This window comes from Bordetella ansorpii, from assembly GCF_900078315.1.
Lineage (GTDB): Bacteria > Pseudomonadota > Gammaproteobacteria > Burkholderiales > Burkholderiaceae_B > Bordetella > Bordetella ansorpii.
The window spans coordinates 151,729-169,251 of record NZ_FKBS01000029.1 but is presented as its reverse complement, the minus strand read 5'-3'; the positions used below and the strand labels follow the sequence as shown (position 1 = coordinate 169,251).

General features: G+C 63.6%; 6 protein-coding genes. 5 read left to right on the top strand and 1 reads right to left on the bottom strand.

What is annotated here, in order from left to right:
- Positions 1-184 precede the first annotated feature (184 nt).
- The 5 genes from A7W11_RS29095 to A7W11_RS22515 all read left to right on the top strand — a co-directional run bounded on the left by A7W11_RS29095 (position 185) and on the right by A7W11_RS22515 (position 16,645).
- Positions 185-14,098 (top strand): S8 family serine peptidase, encoded by a 13,914-nt coding sequence (locus A7W11_RS29095; RefSeq protein ID WP_162270304.1) that lies wholly within the window; start codon positions 185-187, stop codon positions 14,096-14,098.
- Positions 14,099-14,357: 259 nt separating this feature from the next.
- Positions 14,358-14,933, top strand: a complete 576-nt coding sequence (locus tag A7W11_RS28150) for a hypothetical protein (RefSeq protein ID WP_156523205.1) — start codon at positions 14,358-14,360, stop codon at positions 14,931-14,933.
- A gap of 63 nt (positions 14,934-14,996) precedes the next feature.
- On the top strand, positions 14,997-15,527 hold the full coding sequence (locus tag A7W11_RS22525) for a hypothetical protein (protein ID WP_156523204.1): 531 nt from the start codon (positions 14,997-14,999) through the stop codon (positions 15,525-15,527).
- Entirely contained in the window at positions 15,514-15,744 is a 231-nt protein-coding gene (locus A7W11_RS22520) for a hypothetical protein (protein ID WP_066419612.1), read from the top strand. The genes A7W11_RS22525 and A7W11_RS22520 overlap by 14 nt, the downstream gene beginning before the upstream one ends.
- Positions 15,745-16,228: 484 nt before the next feature.
- On the top strand, positions 16,229-16,645 hold the full coding sequence (locus A7W11_RS22515) for a type VI secretion system amidase immunity protein Tai4 (protein ID WP_082887517.1): 417 nt from the start codon (positions 16,229-16,231) through the stop codon (positions 16,643-16,645).
- Positions 16,646-16,700: 55 nt separating this feature from the next.
- Here the strand turns inward: A7W11_RS22515 and A7W11_RS22510 are convergent, their stop codons facing one another.
- Positions 16,701-17,495 carry an enoyl-CoA hydratase/isomerase family protein gene (locus A7W11_RS22510; RefSeq protein WP_066419609.1) on the bottom strand — a complete coding sequence of 265 codons (795 nt, stop codon included), beginning with the start codon at positions 17,493-17,495 and terminating at the stop codon, positions 16,701-16,703.
- Between the last annotated feature and the right edge of the window lie 28 nt (positions 17,496-17,523).

Here is a 17,523-nt window from a genome sequence, read left to right as displayed (position 1 = left end):
TCGATAGGGATTGGTTATGGCACGGGCAGTAATGGAGCGCCACCACGTTCTTCAACAGAATGTTGGCGAAGCAAGTCCGGTTCTAGAGTTGCTGATCAAGGCGAATCTCTACGAAGTCGATGCCAAGGAAAACCTGCTTTTCCTGCCCCGCAATCAGGACATCTCCAGGGCTGCTGGAGTGCCGATGCATGAAACCAATCACAAACCCATCGAACTGGCCCAGCGGGCAATCTTCGATAAGTTCGGCGCCCGGGTGACGCCCTCGGGCATGACCTACGCCGACTTGATGGCCACCGCGGACGCCAATCTGTCGGCAGCCGAACGCGCTCTCAAGCCACAGGTCTTTTCCCAGGCGCAACAGTTGGCGCTGGACGTGCGGGACTATACGAACAAAGCCATCGTCAACGGCGATCTCGTTCTTACCGCCCGCGATCAGAAGTACGCGGCACTGAGCCCCGCCGCGGCGGCGACGCAGTGGCAGGCGGACATCGACAGGATGTTTGGCTCGGGCCCCGGCGGTTTCGACACGGGACGCCAGAACCTGGCTGCATTTCGTGCGGAGACGGCCGCGATCAGCGCCAGCGGCGGCGATCCGCGTTGGCGTGTGTTCAACACGCAGCAGAAGCTGGACAACCTGCTGGCCACGGCCAAGTCGAAGAACATCCAGCTGTTCGGCACGACGCATGCCTTTCCGGCGGATCTGGACGCGTTCGCCCGATCCCGAGGGCTGACGACCTCCGGCGCATCCGCGTCGCAACTCAAGGCCATGCTATCTTCGCAGCAGCAGAATCTGCAGAAGATATCCAACGAGATCGATGGCGCCAGGCTGGCGCGAGGCGTGCTGAGCGTGGGCGGCAAGGCGCTGGACCGGGCCATCGCGACCAGCGATTTCACGGTCAACTATCAGAAGGCTCGGCAAGAGGGCCAGACCGTCTGGCAAGCCGACGTCGCCGCCGGCAAGCAATTCCTGCATGACGCCGCCATCGGCCTGTTGGTGGTGGGCGGCACGGCGGCGCTGGTGGCCGTGGGCGTACCGGCCCTGACGGCCGGTGCGATCGTGGCGGGCGTGGGCATCGTGGGCGCGGTGGTGGACAGCGCCTGGGAGTACGCGGGCGCTCCGCTGGTGCGCATGGCCGGTTCCCTGAGCGATGCCGATTTCAGCCAGGCGCTGAAAGACCTGGAGGCCGTGCATGCCGGCATTCTCAAATGGACCCAGGAAGAGGTCATTCCTTTCCTGAAGAACGTCCAGTTCAACGCCGCGGCCTTCGCCAGCGATCCGGAAGGGTATCTCAAGGCGCTGGGGCAATCCGTCTGGAACGCCACGCGCCAGGGGCTCAGCGAGCGTTGGCGAGCTGGCGGCACGATGGTCGAAGAGAACATCTCGGCGCTGGATGCCGCCGTGCATGCCAATCTGCTCAATCCCTTGGGCCGTGAAGTGCATGGCCTCGTGCAGGGCTTCGGCGATACGGTGGGTGAACTGAGCACGGGTGTCCAGGACCTTACGAACCGCGTCTCCAGCCTGCTGGATCCGGTGCTTGCGACGACGCCGCGCAACGGCACGATGCTGGATGTGGCGACCGACACGCAGACCATGCAACCGCCCAATCTGGTACTGGGCTCGAGCAGCGCGGGCCAGGGCCTGGTGCAAGCCGGCGCCGGTTACGCCGTGACGATGCCGGAGCGCTACGTCAACCTGGATGGCATGCCGTACGTCTCGCCCGGCAACGTCGCCACGGGCGGCACCCGTCCGGGCAACAACAGCCTGAACGACCTGTCGGGCCAGTTGGCCGGTCTGCGCGCCCACGTGCAGCAGACCATGGCGGTGGAGTCCGATGGCCAGATCCAGTTGATCAAGGCGCCTAACTCGTTCCGCTCGGACGTGGTCACCTTCCGTGGCATGCAAATTGAAGCCACGGTCTATTTCGATGCGCAGGGCCAGTGGATCGGCTTCACGCCGAAGGCTGGCCAGGGCTCGATCACCAAGGCCGACGGCACGGTGGTGCAGCTCGATCCGGGCGTGACGATTCTGCTCGGGGACAACCGGGTGGGCAGCGACGGCGGGTTGAGCGCCTATCAATGGGTATCGATATCAGCCGAATCCATGGAGCAGGCGCTGGTCTCGCAGCAGGCCGCGAACCAGAGTCCCTATTTGGATCCCGTAACGCTGGATGCCGGTAACGACGGCGTCAGCCTGGGCGCGTTGCCGGTCAAGTTCGACCTGGACGCCGATGGCGTGCCCGAGTACGTGCGCTGGACATCGCCGACCGATCCATTGCTGGTCATGGATCGGAACTTCGACGGCCGCATCTCCACGGGGGCCGAGCTGTTCTCGCTGACGGCGGGCGCCGGCGGCAGGCCCACGCTGGGCAGCCTCGATACCAACGCCGACGGCAAGCTCGACGAAGAGGATTCGCATTGGTCCGACCTGAAGGTGTGGGTGGATCGCAATCAGGACGCCTACGCCAGCGACGGCGAATTGACCACGTTGGCCGATCTGGGCATCCGCTCCATCGATCTGAGGCCCGTGACGGGCACCGTGGCGGGTCAGGCAGGCATCAAGGGCGTGGTGGCCACCTATGCGGACGGCAGCCGGCGGACGCTATGGGACGTTCCCCTGGAGACAACCGCCGCGGCCGTATCGTCTTCCCGCAGCACCTATACCCAAGATATCGACCGGGTCACGCTCAATGGCCAATCGGCGCTGGTCGCCAAGAGCCTGCACGGGGTGCGGCTGGACCTGAACGGCAGCGGGGCGACCCAGGCGCAGGGTCAGGCGGGCAACGATACGCTGATCGGCGCCGCGACCAATGACTGGCTGATCGGCGGCGCGGGTTCCGACACGTTCTCGGGTGGCGCGGGCAACGACCTTCTGGTCATCGACGCGGACGACCTGCAGGCGAACATCAATGGCGGCACGGGTATCGATACGGTGCTGATCGCCGACGACCGTGGCGTGACGCTCAATCTGTACCAGGCCAACGTCGAAGTGGTCTACGGCGGCTATGGCAGCGATGTGCTGGTCGGCGGCGGCGCGGACAACTACTTCATCGAAGGCGCGGCGGGCAACGATTACTTCCGCGGCGGCAGTGCCGACGACGCGCTGTCCGGCGACGATGGCGACGATACGATCTATGGTGGCGATGGCGACGACCTGATCCGTGGCGGCCGGGGCAACGACCAGTTGTTCGGGGGCAATGGCGGCGACGTGATCGATGGCGGGGCGGGCGACGACATCATCGACGCGGGGGCCGGCAACGATGTGATCTCCGCCTCGGCGGGCCGCGACGTGATCGATGGCGGCGCCGGGATCGACCTGATCGAGCTGTCGGGGGCCTTGTCCGACTACCGCTTCGTGCGCACGGCCAACGGCGGTTACCAGATCACGGACAGCGTGGCCGACCGGGACGGCACGATGGTGCTGACCAACGTCGAGAAGTTCTCGTTCAAGACGGGCACGTCGACGACGACGCTGGATTTCGGGCTGGACGCCCCTTTAGCCGTGGATGATCGTATCTCGGTCGCCCAGGCCGGCACTATTTCCGTGGCGGCCAGCAGCTTGCTGGCCAATGACCTGGACTTCCAGCATCTGGACGCGGCGCAACTGTCGATCTCCTGGGTGGGAGACGCCGTGGGCGGCACCGTGACGCTCAGTAGCGACAGGAAGACCATCACCTTCACGCGCAAGCCCGGCTTTTCCGGGCCGATCGAATTCAGTTACCGGGTCAAGGACGCCCAGGGCAATACCGCGCCCGTCATCGCCAATGCCGCCGATCCGTCGGTGGCCGGCCAGATGAAGGCTCGCGTGATGATGGTGCCCGCGGGCGCGCCCGCCGATCCCGACTACGTCAAGCAATGGTACCTGGGCGCCATCGGCGCACCGACCGCGTGGAACTACGGCTATACCGGCAAGGGCATCGGCGTGCTGGTGCTGGAGCCGGGCGGGCCGTTCGCGGTGGACCGTCAGGTCGCGAACCTGAACCATGCGGATCTGGTCGCCAACAAGAGCGCGTACTTCAAGGACACGGTGGACCACGCGTTGCACGCCACGCAGGTGGCGGGCGTGATCGGCGCCGCGCGTAACGGCATCGGCGGCGTGGGGGTGGCGTACGACGTGACGCTGGACGCGAAGTCGTTCATTCCGTTCTCGAATCCGACATCGACGGTCGCGGCTTTTCGCGCCGACTTGATGACGATGAGCTACTACGACGTCGTCAACAACAGCTGGGGCCAGAGCAATCCCGATCAGTTCGGGTGGTACGCCGCCCTGTCCGCGGGTGATCTGGCCATCACGCTGCAGACCGAAGCCGAGTTCACGGCGCAACGCACGGCCGCGACCTTGGGCCGCGGCGGCTTGGGTACCGTGATGGTCTATGCCGCTGGCAACGATCGGGCAAAGGGCTACGACGCCGGACTGAGCACGCTGGCCACGAACGAATACACCATCACGGTCGGCGGCGTGAATCTGATTGGCGACGTGGGCGGCAGCAGCCAGCCTGCCAAGCCTTTCAGCCAACGGGGCGCCAACGTCCTGGTGTCGGCGCCGGCCTCGAATATCGTCACCACGGGCCTGAAGGTCGAGACGCCCAACGGCGAGTCGATCGGTACGGAAAGCTCCGAGACCCAGGGGACGTCGTTCGCCACGCCGATCGTGGCGGGCATTGCCGCGCTGATGCTGCAGGCCAACGCCAAGCTGACCTACCGCGACGTGCAGACCATCCTGGCGCTGACCGCCACCCGCAACATGGGCGCGGGCGCCAATGCGGCCACGGCCTGGCTGAACAACGGCAATCGCGACTGGAACGGCGTGGGCATGCACTACAGCCACGACTTCGGCTTCGGCATGGTCGATGCCGCCGCCGCGGTGCGCATGGCCGAGACCTGGGTGTCGAACAAGGAGGGCGCCCAGTATTCGGCCGCGGTCGCGGCCTCCGCCGAGCCCTTGGCGGACATGGGCAGCCGGGTGCTGACATTTGCCGTCGAGCAGCATCTGGGCGCCGAGCAGGTCCTGCTGCACCTGAACGTCGGCCACACGCGTTGGAGCGATCTGGTGGTGACGCTGGTCTCGCCGTCGGGCACGCGCAGCGTGCTGTTGGACCGTGCGGGCCTGGCCAGCGGCATCCGTAATCCGATGGGCGCCACGACGCTGGACGTGGACCTGATGAGCGTTCATTTCCGTGGCGAGGACGTCGCCGGGCAATGGCAGTTGATCGTCGAGGACAAGGCGGCGGGCAATGCCGGCGTGGGCCGCATCAACGCCACCTTGCAGGTGGTGGGCAGCGGGCAGGGCGAGGTCCGGCGGTATGTGCTGACGGATGAGTACAGCGGTGGCTGGACGGTGCCGTCCCAGGACAACGTGTCCGAGCTGAATGCGTCGGCCGTCACGGGCGCGGTGCAGATCGATCTGTCCGGCGTGACGGCCAGCCGTGTCAACGGCAATGCCATTTTCGTCAATGCAGGTATCGACCGTGTCGTCGGCACCGACGGCAATGACACGTTGACGGGAGGCTCGGGCGACGACGCGCTGGTGGGCGGACGGGGCAACGATATCCTGAAGGGCGGCGCCGGCAAGGACCGCCTGGAAGGCGGGCAGGGCAGCGATACGCTCGATGGCGGCGACGACAAGGATCTGCTGATCGGTGGCGCGGGCGATACCCTGACCGGCGGCAAGGACGCCGACATCTTCGTGATCGAGGATGATGGCACGGCTCTCACCACCATCACCGATTTCAGCGCCGCGGCGGGCGACATGCTGGCCATACGCGCAGAGACCCGGATCGCGTTCGAGAACATCGGGCAGTCGCTGCAGGCGGGTGGCCTGATGGTGACCTATTCTGGCAAGACGGGGCAGCACAGCGTGTGGCTGCAGGGCGTCACGCAGGCACTGACCGCCGATCGGCTGAGCTGGTTGTCTTCCGATGGCACGATCAAGTTGAACCCGACCTCGGGCGCCGTGACCAGCAAGAACGTCATCTATGTCTCGGCGATTCCATCCATCGCCCACAAGAAGCCCTATTCGAAGGGCGGGATGCTGGTTACCGACCACGGCGTGTACTTCAGCGGCGTGCTCAGTGGCGGCGCGCTGTCGTCCGCGCAGATCCGTAACGTCAGCTATAACCCGGTGCTGCGGCAGGAGAAGGTCGACGGCCAGATCGTCAATCGATACGAGGTGGACGGGGAGGGCTACACGCTGGAGGAGCTGTCGCGGTTCTTCGAGATCGACGCGGTGAAGTGGGGGCCGCAGGGCACGGCTGGCGACGATCTGATGCTGGTCGGCACATCAGCCATCAACCCGGTCGGCTTGTCGGCCGAGTGGGCGCGGGCGCTGGCCAACACGCCGCGGCTATTCAGCGCCGGCGAGGGCAACGACGAGGTGATCGGCGACGACAGCAAGGAGATCATGTTCGGCGGCAAGGGCGACGACGTGCTGACCGGTAACGGCGGCGACGACGTCCTGTCGGGAGACGAAGGCGCGGACCTGCTGTATGGCGGCGCGGGCAACGATACGCTGAGCGGCGGTGACGGCGACGACATGCTGGACGGCGGCGCGGGCAACGACGTCATGATGGGCGGCAATGGCGACGACACCCTGCGCGGACTGTCCGGCCAGGACCTGATGGAAGGCGGCAACGGCGACGACATCCTGCTGGGTGCGACGACCACGGGCGCCAGCGCGGTCATCCGCGACGGCGTATTCATGTGGCGCTCGCTGCAATACTCCACTTCCGACGTTTCGACGATGCGCGGCGGCGCGGGTAACGATACGCTGACCGGTACGGGGCTGTTGTCCGGTGATGACGGCAACGACAGCATCACAGGATCGGGCGTGCTGGATGGCGGAGCCGGCAATGATGTGCTGACGTCCTATGGCGGCACGCTGATCGGCGGCAGTGGCGCGGATCGTTTCGTTTTCACGTCCGGATTCAAGACTTCCGGCATCGAGGATCTGGAAAGCCAGGACACGGTCGAGTTTCTCGATGCGGCCGCCTTGACGTTCACCGTCGGCACGACGTATTCGGTCATCGACGCCAATAACTTCTCGGCCAGGATCGCGTTGATCAACGCGGATGGACGGCGCGTCGATTTCCAGGTTCCCTATGCGTTCACGGTGGACCGTCTGGCGGCGGGCAATATCGAACTGGTGCCTGCCAATATCGTCTTCCAGGGCGGCAATCGCGCCTCGCTGCTGCTGACGGGTAAGAGCCTGACCCAATCGGCTGACGTCGTGGTGCAGGAGAAACTGGGCGCCACTTCGTTCAACACCCTGGGCGGCGACGACATCGTCTATGCGCGGGTCAATCGCGGGCTGACGATCAACACAGGCGACGGCAACGATACGGTCTTCGCGCTGGCGGGCGGCGACCGCATCGACGCGGGAGCAGGCAACGACCGCATCGAGATGCTCAACGGTTCGGCTACCACGGCCGTGGACACGCTGATCGGCGGCGCGGGCAACGACACGATCCGCGCGGGCAACAACGGCGCGATCCTGTACGGCGACGACGTCGCGGGCACCCTGTCGGGCGACGACACCCTGATTGGCGGCGCCGGCAGCGACACCCTTTACGGGGGCGGCGGCGCCGACGTGCTGGACGGGGGCGGGCTGGGTAACGACACGTTCTATGGTGGCGCGGGCAACGACACGCTGCGCGGTGGCACGGGCCGGGACATCATGGATGGCGGTGCCGACGACGACGTGCTGACCGGGGGCGCGGGCGACGACGACCTGTATGGCGGCAGCGGCATCGACTCGCTGCAGGGCGGCGACGGCAACGACAAGCTCTACGGGGGCGACGGCGACGATACGCTGATCGGCGGCGATGGCAACGACGAACTGCGCGGCGATGCCGGTAACGATATCCTGGCCGGCGGCAATGGCGCCGACACCCTGTATGGCGGCGCGGGCAACGACACGCTCAACGGCGGCGCCGGCAACAACATCCTGTACGGCGATGATGGCGACGACCTGCTCAACGGGGGTGACTACAACGACGACCTCTACGGCGGCGCGGGCAACGATACGCTGATCGGCGGCGACGGCGTCAATCTGTACGACGGCGGGGCGGGCAATGACCTCATCATCGCGCGTTCGGGTGTCGACACGATCCGTGTCAGCGCCACGTCCGGCCACGATACGGTCTGGGCGCTGTCCGCGGTCGACACCATCGACTTCACCAATGTCGCGCTGTCTTCGGTCACGTTCGACCTGCACCACGAGGTCGAGGGCACCATCAAGTGGGGGGCGAACTCCCTCACGCTGAAGGACTATTCGGACAACACCACGCTGCGCTTCGCCAACGGCGTCACGAAGAAGCTGGCGGATTTCGAGCCCGACGACGGCATTGTGCCGACAGACTTCGGCTGGGTCGCGGTCTATGACACGGGGCTGATCGGCGACAAGACCAAGCTGAGCGCCTATGCGGGCACGCCCTACGACGATCATCTATTCGGCGGCCCTATCCTGGCCTCGGAGGCCGCCTATTGGTATGTGGTCGGGCGGGAAGGCAACGACAACCTGGCCGGCGGCGCGTCGGGTGCCTTGCTGGATGGCGGGGCGGGCGACGACAAATACCTGGGCACCAACGGCATCACCATCGTCAGGGGTTCCTACCAGGACGATGGGCAGGACACCCTGGTGATGCCTGCGGGACAGACTGCCGACACACTGGTGTTCTCGCGCATCGCCAATCCGCTGGAGCGCATCGACTACGGCATGGGGGGCGAACCCCCGCGCAATGGCCTGACCGAGCTGCAGTGGTACCTGCAGCAGACCCGTGATCCGTTCCAGATCGGCTATAGCCAGGGATACCATGCCTTGAATCCCCTGCGCGCGTTCAATACGCTGCGCATCCAGTCCCGCGACGGCAAGGTCACCGTGGACATCGTCGGCTATTTCGACTCCGGCATCAAGCAGGCGGACGTCAGGAACGTGTCGTTCACGTCGCTGGTGGACGACCAGGGCAAGCCGCTGGTGTTCGATCTGGCGCAGATCGTGCAAAGCAAGGGCCGCATGGTGCGTATCGACCCGGATGCGCAGATGTCGTTCTATGGCGGCACGTACTCCACCGGCAATGCCTACCAGAATTACGCGTTGAACCAGTTGTTCAATCTGGACAAGAGCCGGGATTCGTCGATGGTCTCGGGCAGCGAGGCGGGTGAGTACATCGAAGGGCGCATCAGCTATACCTATACCAACAAGAAGCAGCTGCCCCCCGACAGTCCCTACTATTACTACAACTACGGCCAGAGCCAGTTCGATCTGACGGCATCCGCGGGCGTGAACGGCTACCTGCCCGGCGACATGATCCAGCAGAATACGACGCTGTATTCCATCGGCCTGGCCGACGTGCTGTTGGGCCATGGCGGCAACGATGTCCTGTGGGGGGGCGGTGCGTATGTGGATCGCCGGAACCTCTACACCGGTACCTACGAGCGAGACAGCTCGGCCTCTGCGCCAAACCAGACCTGGTCGAGCGGCATGGGCACCTCGCAGACGCTGTTCGGCATGAATGGATCGTCGCAACTGATCGGCGCGACGGCGGCCGACGCCTATCTGTTGCGCGATTTCCTGAACGGCGGCGACGGCGACGACACCTACATCTATCGCCGCGGCGATGGCGGCATGACCGTCATGCGCCTGAGCGGCGATGTCTATGCCGGCGCACGCGGCACGGATCGTCTGGTGATGGAGGGCTACAAGTCCAGCGATGTCAATATCATCTATGGCACCGGCGGTGCCGGCGCGATCATCATCACGGGCAAGGTTCCCGGCTATCTTGCCGCCGATGTCACGGTGCAGGCCGGTGCGAACGGCGAATGGCAGGTGGACTTCATTCAGTTCGACGATGTGACCATCAACGTCAGGGCGGCCGCACCCGTATTCGCGGCCGCGCCAGCCTCGGGCGACATGCCGGCCGATACACGCAACCTCGAGGCGGGTCTGCGCGAGTCCGACGTCCAGATCGGCACGGCCAACGCCGACACGTTCGTGCTGACCGGATACGCTTATGCCCGTGGCCGGGAAGGCGCGGACTCTTATGTGTTCAACCGCGACACGATAGATTTCGCCGTCGTCCGGATGGACAAGGGCGATACCGTATACGAACTCACCTCGCCGACGTCCGGTTTGACGCGCTATAACGCGCTCAACCTGATGACGCGGCCGGACAGCCGCCAATTGACGTCCATCGGCTACCTGGACCCTACGCGCATCGTCGACGGACGCTTTACCCTGGACGCCTGGGTGCCTGTCTCGGCCGGCAACGACCTGGGGACCGATCTGCTGGTCACGTTCCAGACGACACTTCCCGACGGCTCCATCCGGAACAGCTATCTGGTGTTGGCTGACGTGATGAATCCCACGACGGGCGTGTTCTACGACCCGATGCTGGCGGAGCGTTACTCGACCACGCTGGCGCCCAATCCCTCCTGGGAGAACGGGGGATTCGGCGTGCGCACCACCTACGCCACCATGGGCAATGACACCATCCAGGGCGCCAGCCAGACCGGCAACGTCATCTATGGCCGTGGTGGCAACGACACGATTAGCGCTGGCGTGCTGTCGCGGGTCGAGTTCTACGGCGGCACCGGCAATGACCGCCTGACGGGCGGCAGCTATGACGACATCCTCGATGGCGGCGATGGCGATGACATCCTGTCGGGCGGCGCGGGCGACGATACGCTGATCAGCGGCAAGGGCGTCGACACGCTGATAGGCGGCGTCGGAGACGATCTCTACGTGCTGGACGTGTCGGACGGGCTTGGTTCGGGCACCCGGCTCTTCGAAGGCGTGGATCAGGGCAACGATACGATCCGCGCGCCCTTCGACGTGGATCTCAAGGACTATCCGAACTTCGAGAACGTCGAGCTGACCGGTTCGCAGGCGTTCACCGCGATCGGCACGGACGTCGCCAACCGCCTGGCGGGCAACGGCATGGGCAGCACGCTGATCGGCCATGCCGGCGATGACGTCTATGTGGTCCTTGGGCCCGACGCCGTCATCGAGCAGGCCGGCGAGGGCTACGACAGGATCGAGACGGGCCTGAGCGTGTTGCAACTGGCCGCCAATGTCGAAGTGCTGGTCTCGCTGGGCAAAGGCCTGATCATGGCGGGCAACGAGCTGGACAACGAGATCTATGGTGACGCCGGCGACAACATGATGCGCGGCCTGGCGGGCAATGACCTGCTGAGCGGCGGCGACGGTGACGACACGCTGGATGGTGGCAAGGGCAACGACGTGCTGTATGGCGGCGGAGGCAATGACACGTATCTCCTGCGGCGCGGCGACGGGCAGGACATCATCGTCAATGGCCTGGAGCGCAGGCGAACGGCCAAGGCGGGCACGCTGGTGCTGGATAACGATGTCGGATCACGCCAGCTGTGGTTCCGGCGCGCCGGCAACGATCTGGTGGTGCAGGTCCTGGGCGCTTCGGACAGCGTGACCGTCAAGGATTGGTACGTGCAGAAGTCGTTCCAGTTGGAGCGTGTGAGAGCCGGCGATGGCGTCGATCTATACCAGATCGATGTCCTGGCGCAGGCGATGGCGGCGTACCAGGCCGCCAATCCCGGGTTCGACACGGCCACGGCGACCGAGATCCCGAACGTGTCGGCGTTGAACACAGCCCTGGCCAATGCGGCGGTGGCCGTACCCGAGCCCATTGTCCTACCGCCGTCGGGCACGCCGGTGGCCGACACCATGACCGGTGGCGCTGGCGACGACATTTTCTATGTCGACCATGCGGGCGACAAGATCAATGAAAAGACGGATGAAGGCATCGATACCGTCTACCTTTCGCTGTCGACCTATTATTCGACGCCCTGGAACGTCGAGCGCGTGCGTATCCTCAATCCGAACGGCGCCTCTGTTCAGGCCGGCACGGGGCTGACGAGCATCGTGTATGCGGGCGACGGTGACGACGTGATCAGCGGCTACAGCGGCTTCGTCAGCTATGAATACGCGAAGTCGGCGGTGCGTGTCGAGTTGGACGACTACTACACCAATACCGACACGACCGGGGGGTCGGGCAGGGACATTATCCAGAACATCCCCAACATCATCGGCAGCGGCTACAACGACACGATCATCGGCGACAGCAAGGCCAACATCATCGATGGCGCGGGCGGCGCCGACCGGATGGAGGGGGGCGCAGGCGATGATACGTACTACGTGGACAACGCGGGCGACGTGGTCATCGAGGACGCGGGCCAGGGCAACGACACCGTGTATTCCTACATCGGCAGGTACACGCTGGGCGCCAACGTCGAGAACGGATACATCATGCATCCGGGCGCGGCCAACATGACCGGCAATGCCCTGGACAACGTCATCTACGCCAGCGCGGGCGACAACGTGATCGACGGCGGGCTGGGCAAGGATACGGTCAGCTACCAGGGCATGGGTTCCTCGGTGACGGTCTCGCTGGATGCGCAGGCAGTCCAGGATACGGGCGGTTCAGGCTGGGATCGTCTGCTGGGCATCGAGAACCTGACGGGCTCTGCCTACAACGACGTGTTGACCGGCAACGCGGGCGCCAACGTGCTGGATGGCGGCGCGGGCGCGGACCGGATGACGGGCGGCGCCGGCGACGATACGTACTACGTGGACAGCGCGGGCGATATCGTCGTTGAGTTGGCCGGCCAGGGAACGGATTTCGTGTTGACCACGCTTGCTTCGTACACGCTCGGAGCCAATGTGGAGAACCTGCGGCTGTTGGCGGCCGGTCCTGCCAATGGCTATGGCAACGCCTTGAACAACGTGTTCTACGCGGGCCAGGGCGCCAATGTGCTGGACGGCGCGGGTGGTGTCGACACCGTGTCGTACCAATACGTCACCTCCAAGGTCGTGGTGGATCTGTCCAAGACCGGGCCCCAGGCCACGAAGTCCGGAGGGCAGGACACGCTGATCAGCATCGAGAACGTGACGGGCAGCAATTCCGCCGACACGCTGACCGGCACGGATGGCGACAATATCATCGATGGCGGAGGCTCCTGGGACACGATGTCGGGCGGGCTGGGCAACGACACGTATTACGTGGACAACATTTCCGACAAGATCATCGAGAACGCCGGCGGCGGTATCGACACCGTCATCACGACAGTGGGGTATAGCCTGACCTTCCTGTACCAGGTGGAAAACATCACGGCGATCGGGCTGGCCGCGATCAACATTTCCGGCAACGGGATGGCCAATCGGATGGTCGGCAACGCCGCGGCCAACGTGATCGATGGAGAGGGCGGCGCCGACATCATGATCGGTGGCGACGGCAACGACACTTATGTGGTGGATGATGCCGGCGACATCATCATCGAGCTGGCCGACGAGGGTACGGATACGGTCAACACCACCGCCTCGTCCTACACGCTGAGCGACAATATCGAGAACATCCGCATCGTGGCGACGGGAGCCGCGGCGGTCACCGGCAACGCGCTGGCCAACTTGATCTTCGCCGGCTCGGGCGACAACGTCATGGACGGGGGGGGAGGGACGGATACCGTGAACTACCTGTCGGCTACCGCGGGCATCACGTTGAACCTGTCGCTGACCACGGCGCAAGCCACGGGAGGGTCCGGCACCGACACGGTGCGGAACATCGAGAACGTGACCGGCACCCGCTTCGATGATGTGCTGACCGGCAACGCCGCCAACAATGTCCTGATCGGCGGCCTAGGCAACGACACGCTGTCGGGGGGCGCGGGCAATGACATCCTGACCGGGGCTTTGGGCAACGATACGTATCTGCTGAACCGTGGTGATGGCTCCGATGTCATCAACGACCTCGACATCAGCCCGGGCAATCTCGACGTGGCCAGGTTCGGTGCGGGAATCGCGGCGGATCAGCTGTGGTTCAGCAAGGTGGACGATGACCTGCAGATCAGCATCATTGGAACGTCCGACACGTTCACCGTGAGTAACTGGTATCTGAGCGGCAACTACCATATCGAGCAGTTCCGCACGCAAGCGGGTCAGGTGCTGCTGGATACGGACGTGCAGAACCTGGTGACGGCGATGGCGGCGTTCTCACCGCCGGCCGCGGGTCAAACGGCGATGCCGCAGGCGTATCGGACGGCGCTGGCGCCGGTGATCGCGGCCAACTGGCATTGAAGATGAAGCAGGGCAGGCGGCGCTTGCCTCGCTGATTTCCGTAAAGCACGGCCACCTTCGGGTGGCCGTGTTTTTTATGGTCTGGCCAGCATGGGCGCATTCCTGCGGGCGCCGGTCCGACCGTACTGTCACGATAATTTCATTCTTTCGTTCAGCTTTCATTGGAATTCTTATATGTCATCTTGTTTCTAAAAATAGTCCAATGTCACAGTCTCCGGTGAACATGATTTTTCAAGCTTCCGGTCTTTGTTGAATTTTCATGGCTTTTTCTGAAAAACCTTCCGAGAGCCTGGTTCCCGTATCGCCAGAGCAAAAGAAGAAAAAGTTCCGCCGGCAGGTTGCGAAACACGTATTCGGATTCTTTGTCCTGAACTTCATTGCCATATACATGATGTGGATTCCGGAAAAGGCTGATTGCAGCCTGGAGGAAAAGCAGTACTCCGGAACCGTCCGGGTGTCCTCAGATAACAAGAATGGAAACCACTATCTGTCTCTGGGCAATTTTCTTGTCAACTGCTCGTTCAGTGGAATAGGGATCGCTAATTGTCCAATCAAGCCATCCGTCGAGCGTCTCAAGGATGTAGGCCAAGCGACGGCCGTGTATCGAGAGTGCCCCTCGACATTCGGCGTGGAAAGACTGACGGTAGAGCTTCGGTCGAACGGTCGAGTACTGCAAGGGTATGACAGACGTACGATGGAACAGGATCGACGGAATATGGAGGATTTTCTTGGAAACCACGTTGGCTTTTACTTCATAGTGGGCGTGTTTTTATATACGGTTTTTGATTTTCGATCCGCCATCAGGAGGCTTAGGGAAGAACGGGATGCAGAGTGATGGTTGCTCCGGATTCTGGTTTGCCTGGGTCCAGGTTTGGGGGTTGGCCGCAGTGGGGATGAAGTGAAGGAAAATCGTGGGCGACAGGTTGCAGCCAGTATTGCCGGCTTTGTCCTGTTCAATGTGTTCTTCGCCTGGATGCTATGGATACCCGGCGACCTCGTCTGTGATCCCGAGCGAAAGACGGCTTCGGGCATCGTCTCGATTGAATCGAGCAAAAAGAGCGGAAGCATCGATCTTCGTCTGGACAAGCTCATCCTGGATTGCTCGCGCGACATATATGGATTGGCGGGTTGTGGCATCAAGCCTGCTCTGCGCCCGCTCATGGGCGTTGAGACGGTCACGGCGGTTTACCAACGGTGCGAGATTGGCATGGACCACCAGAATTTGACGTTGGAACTGCGCTCTGCGTCCGGGCAGCCGTTGTCAGGATACGAAGAGAGTCAATTGAGATATGAAATGAAGCTGGCGCGAGAAAGTACGCTGGAGTATTTCTCCATGCCTTTCATGGCGCTGGTTGTTTTCATGAGTTCTCTTCGTCTGCGTGCTTCGTTGAGGAAATCGCGAGGCGGTGTGAAGAATGACGGTGCCTGAGGCGACGGTTTCGCAGCCCGGCCTGCCGGAAGGCTTGGTCACGCAACAAAGAAAGGCCTGTAGTTGCAAGGTCGTTCAGGATGTTTTCGGCTTCATTTGCCTGAATTTGTTGGCCAGCTGCATGATGTGGATTCCGGGAAAAATGGACTGTGTTGGCGTAGACCGCTATACCGGAACGATGCGAATTACCTCGAACAACAAGAATGGCATCGTCTAACTGTCGCTGGACAATTTCTAGTTAACTTTTTTCTGGATTTGGCGGCGCGAATTGCCGGACAAAGCCCAGCGTGCGCAGGCTGCAGGACTTGGCAGAAGTGGCTGCCGTCTACAGCACCTGCCCATCATTTTTCGGCGCGGAATTCCTGACGCTGGAGCTGCAGTCCAGGGCAGGCCCCTGCCAGGATACGAGAGAGAAGTGCTGCTACGAGAAACGATCGAGGGACGGGAACGGTTGTTGCCTTGCTTGTTTCTGTCCTGGGCCGTTTTCGTGCTTTGCTTGAGTTCTTTGTTGTTCTATCTGTCGCTGAGGAATACCCGCGAGTCGCTGGGATGGGCTTCGTGGCGCGGCACCCGCGACGCCTGACCGCGGTTTGCGTGCAATTCCTGGCTGGCGCGAATTTGCACCGGGTTGCCGGACAGCGCAAGCCAATTTTCTGGAGCCTTTCGTGAACAAGCTTTGGTTCGGCATCGTGGCGGCTGCCATGCTTCATGCACCGCTTTGCAGCGCAGCAGGCACCCAGCCGCAATCTCCCCGGGCGCCCGAGCGCACCTATGCCCAGAACTACAAGGACATGGTGCTGGCAACCTGCATGGCGAAGGCTTACCAGGGCGACAGGAGTGCGGCCATGGACGCGGGAAGCAGCATCAGCGCATTGAGGGATTGGACCTACTACGACCTGGAAAAGAGCCCGGACGCCGTGAATGCCTTGGTCGATGCGTATCTGGCCCGTGACTATCGCAATCCGCTGGCCGAGTCGGAAGTCAAAGGTGTGCGGTTCGATATGCTGAAGTGCCTGGATCTGTACCACGGCAAGGAGCTGGATGCGCTGGTCAAGCAGGTCGTTGTCAACCCCAAGCGTACGTCCATTCAGGACAATCCGCCTGCCAGGCAGAAATGACAGGCGGGTGGGTCACTGAGCCGAGATAAACCCAATCGGCGGAGTTCGCCGCTCGCTATTGGGTCTGTCCCGGCACCCACGCCGGCTTGCGCTTCTCCAGGAACGACGCCATCCCCTCCAGCGCATCGTTGCTGGCGCGCCGCGAGGCCAGGCGCCCAGCCACGTCTTCCATCAAGGCATCGTCGATCGGCGCACCCGCCACGTCCCGCACCAGCGCCTTGCAATCCGCCACGGCTTCGGGCGAGGTCATCATGAAGGCGCCCAGCAGTTCGTTGACGCCCGCATCCAGCTCATCGGCCGGCGCCAGCTCATGCACCAGCCCGAGCCGCCAGGCCTCGGCCGCGTCGAACTGCTCGCCCGTCAGGAACCACCTGCCCGCCGCCCGCGCGCCGATAGCGCGCAGCACGAACGGCGAGATCATGGCCGGAATCAGGCCCAGCCGGGTTTCGGACAACCCGAAACGGGCTTCGTGCGCCGCCACCGCGATGTCGCAGGCCGCCACCAGGCCCATGCCGCCCGCCAGGCAATGGCCGTGCACACGGGCGATGGTGGGCTTGGGGCAGGTGTAGATCAATTGCAGCAGCGTGGTCAGCGCCAGGGCGTCGGCGCGGTTCTCGGCAGCCGGGGCCGAGGCGCTGGCGCGCATGTGGTTCAGGTCGGCGCCGGCGCAGAACGCCTTGCCGCGCCCGGCCAGCACGATGGCGCGTACGTCGCCATCGCGCGACAGGGTGCCGAACACCTCCGTCAGCTCGGCGATCATGCGCGGGTCCATCGCGTTGCGCTGGTCCGGGCGGTTCATCCAGACCACGGCCGTTTGCGGGCCGTAAGCGACTTCCAGGGTTTGCAGCATGTCCGTCTCTTCCTGTTTTTGTACGTGA